The organism is Frankia sp. CoBUL1, from assembly GCF_978021245.1.
On record NZ_CDXDOS010000311.1, the window covers coordinates 1 to 3,534 of the forward strand.

At 73.7% G+C, this 3,534-nt stretch carries 2 protein-coding genes and 1 pseudogene; 2 read left to right on the top strand and 1 reads right to left on the bottom strand.

The features are described from left to right. Positions 1-717 (top strand): LppP/LprE family lipoprotein (locus AC08OX_RS16055; RefSeq protein ID WP_476608563.1); only part of this gene is annotated, 717 nt, incomplete at its 5' end. A 350-nt stretch (positions 718-1,067) separates the two neighbouring features. Then, positions 1,068-2,083, top strand: a pseudogene (locus AC08OX_RS16060) (serine/threonine-protein kinase); the annotation flags it as partial. A gap of 651 nt (positions 2,084-2,734) precedes the next feature. On the opposite strand, the gene AC08OX_RS16065 reads toward AC08OX_RS16060, so the two are convergent. After that, complete coding sequence (locus AC08OX_RS16065; RefSeq protein WP_476608564.1) at positions 2,735-3,319, bottom strand: superoxide dismutase family protein; 585 nt, start codon at positions 3,317-3,319, stop codon at positions 2,735-2,737. Between the last annotated feature and the right edge of the window lie 215 nt (positions 3,320-3,534).

Consider the following 3,534-nt stretch of genomic DNA (forward strand, 5'->3'; position numbering starts at 1 on the left):
GGCAGAGGCGGGGGCGGCGGGCGGCGTGGAGCCGTCGTGGCGGTGGCCGCGCTGCTCGCGGTGCTGCTCAGCGGGGGCCTCGCGGCGGCCCTGGTGCTCAACCGTGGCGACGACACGCCCACCATCACGGGGTCGACGCCGGACCCGCTGGCGACGGCGGGGACGGCCGCCGGGACGACGGGTCCGTTGCAGGCCGCCGGGACGACGGGTCCGTTGCAGGCCGCCGCGCCGCCCGCCACAACCGGACCCGCATCGGCGCGGGCGCGGGCGTCGGCGTCAGCGGGCCCAACACCGGTGGCGACCACGGCGAGCTCGGCGGCGACCACGGCGGCGACGCTGTCCGCCGCCGACGCCGCCGCCACGGTGCGCCGGAAGGGCTATGAGCCGGACATGAGCACCTACGCGGCCGACCGGCGACTGAACGTAGTGATCGGCACCGGCCAGCCGGCCGGGGACACCCCCCGGCAGCTCGCCTTCGTCTTCGCCGACGGTGAGTACCGTGGCACGGACACGAAGGCACCCAGCGCGCGCATCACCCTCCAGCGCCAGCGCAACGATCATGAGGTCGTGCTGCGCTATGCCACCTACGACCCGCGGGACCCTGTCGATGCCCCGTCGGGCCACGCCGACGTCCGCTTTCGCTGGACTGGCACAATCTTCTCCACCCTGGACAAGATTCCGCCGAGCGACCCGCATGTCTCCGGCAGCCGACGGTAGGGCCATCCGCCGAGGTCCGGGTGGCGGCGGGCGGTACCGGATGGCGGTGGCGGGTGGCGGACCCGAGGCGCCCGCCTCCGCGCCCAGCCGCACATCGCTGCGCTGGAAGCATTACGGTTCAGGGTTAGGGGTCTCGCGGGGCCGTGGACGCTGTGAATGACGCTGTGACGCTGTGATTGCCGTCGACCCACGGACACCGGTGTGGCGCGGGCCGGCGGCCATCGGGCCTCGGCCCGTGCCCACCGCCGACGAAGGAGTGAGCTTTCGGGTGAGCCCCGGCATTCCGAGTCTCACGGCCGGACCCGTCGCCGGTCGCGGAACCGGTCGCGGCGATCAGGACAGGCAGCACGATGCTGACCCCGCTTGTTGACGACGACCCGCGCCACGTCGGCCCGTTCACGATCCACAACCGGATCGGCGCTGGCGGCATGGGCACCGTGTACCTCGGTTTCAACGCCGACGGCCGGGCCGCCGCGGTGAAGGTTCCCGATGCCCGGTTCGCCGACGACCCCGAATTCCGGGAACGGTTCCGCCGCGAGGTGGCCGCCGCCCGCCGGGTGCACGGCCGGGCGGTCGCGGCGGTGCTCGACGCCGATCCCGAGGCCACGTCGCCGTGGCTGGCGACCGAATACGTGGAGGGCACCAGCCTCGCCGACGCGGTGCTGCGCCACGGCCGGTTGGAGGAACGGCTGCTGCACGGCTTCAGCGTGGGACTCGCCGACGCGCTGATCGCCATCCATGCCGCCGGAGTGGTGCACCGCGACCTCAAGCCCTCGAACATCCTGCTGGCCTGGGACGGCCCGAAGGTCATCGACTTCGGCATCGCGCGGGCCTCGGGGATCCCCAGCCACACCCGCACCGGGATTCTCATTGGCACGCTGGCCTGGATGGCGCCCGAGCAGCTGCGCGGGGAACGGGCCGGGCCCCCGCCGACGTGTTCGCCTGGGGCGCCTGCGTGACGTACGCAGCGACGGGACATCCGCCGTTCGCCTCCGAGCAGTCCGACGTGCTGACCAGGATGCGCGAGGACCGACCACCCGACATCGCCGGCGTGCCGGCGAAGCTCGCCCCGCTGGTGCGCGCGGCGCTCGGGCGTCGGCCGGAGGAACGCCCGAGCGCCGCCGAACTGGTCCGCAGCCTGGTCTCGGACTCCGCGGTCCGCACCCCGGCCGACGCCGACCGGGCGGCGGCGTTGGCCCTCACCCCCTGGCAGGCCCGCCCGCCGCTGAGCGCGGGACCCGGCAGCGGCGGCAACGACGGCAACGACGCGCCGCTGGACCCTGACCGACCCGATCAGCCGACCCATCCCCTGGCCAACCGGCCGACGCCACCGCCGGGCGACGACCAGTCGTGGCGCACCGTCCCGGTGCCCCGCCGGGGCGCGGACGGCTCGGTGCAGGATCCCGCCGACGGCGGCGCAGCCGGTCCGCCGCGACACCCGGCGGACGGCGGGCTGCTCGGCCAGCTCCCGGCGTCCTGGCGGCGGCAGGCACCGGGCGCGCACGGAGCGCTGCCGGTCGTCCTGCTCGCCGGAATCGTCGGGCTCGTCGCCGCGCTCATCGGGGCCGGCGGCTCCGATCCTCAGGTGGAACCGGCCGCCCCCCTCGTTCGGCCCGGCGGCCCCCGGCGGCCCCGCGAACCAGCCGCCGGCCGGTGCTCCGCCGTGGACGCCGGGCACCCGGCCCGGCCCGGCCCGGCTCGGCCCGGCCCGGCCACCCCCGGTCGGCGACGAACAGCCGATGACACCGACGGACCCGGGCACTGCGACACCGGTACCCACCACGGCGACAAGCTGCCCGACGGGCGCCCCACTCGGGGGTGCGACGACCGCACCGCCCTGCTGAACCCGCCGCACGGCCCCTCTGCTGAACCCGCCGCACCGTCGCGTCACGCCACCGTCCGGCGTCCTGGTGCTCATCCACCACGCACCGGAGACTCTGACTGTGGCAAACCGGCTACGCGACCGCCGCCTTCGGCGTCGCCACAAGATAGCGAAGCGATCGGATCTAGGAAAAATTTAGGAGAACGGAACGGTGATGCAGGCCGCCCGCGGACCGGCGGATCCGGCTTCGCCGGGCATGCCACTCGTCCCGTGCTCGTGGAGCACGACCGCCCTGGCACCGCCGGCTCGGAAGTTCCAGTCGACGACGGCGAACGCCTGGCCGTTGCCGTCGGCGTCCGTACTGAAATCCAGCCAGACCTCGTTGTGTGGATTGGCGTACGCCGGATCGACAGAGGGTTGTACCGGGTCCGGCGCGTTCTGGTAATGCGGCCCGGCCGCCGTACCCGTCGCGCCGCACGCCTTCTGATGAACATGCGCCCCGTACCTGTGGCCGGGCAGCAGCCCCTGAACCACCAAGCCCACCACGGTACGAGGTCCGCCGGCCGCCAGTACGACCGCCCCGGCGCCGACCGGAACGAGATGCCGGTCGTAGGTGACGGCCGCCGGTGGCTGCTTCTCGTTCCAGGTCGTGAACGCGACCGGCTCCGCGACGACCCTCGTGGCGCTCGGAGCCGCCGGTGCCACCGCCGAGGCCGCAGCGGCGAACAACGCGGTGAACAAGCCGAGGCCGGCCAGAGTGATCGACAGACGCCGTCGCATGAGGATCCTTTCAGCGGCTAGTTCAGTGGCTCGGGAACGCCGTTCACGTGGGACGAGCCTAGCCTGGCCACGTGTCCGTTCACGGGTGGCGGCTTGGACAGCCCTGTGTTGATGTTGGTTTAGGCGGCGAGGGCGGGCGCAGGATTGGTCGCTTGTAGGACCGGCATCCAGGGGTTACCCGCGAGGGCGAGGCGGATCGCGTCGATGGCGGTCAG

Coding starts and splice junctions, on each gene's coding strand:
- AC08OX_RS16065 (WP_476608564.1), bottom strand. CDS start 3,319: ATGCGACGGCGTCTGTCGATCACTCTGGCCGGCCTCGGCTTGTTCACC.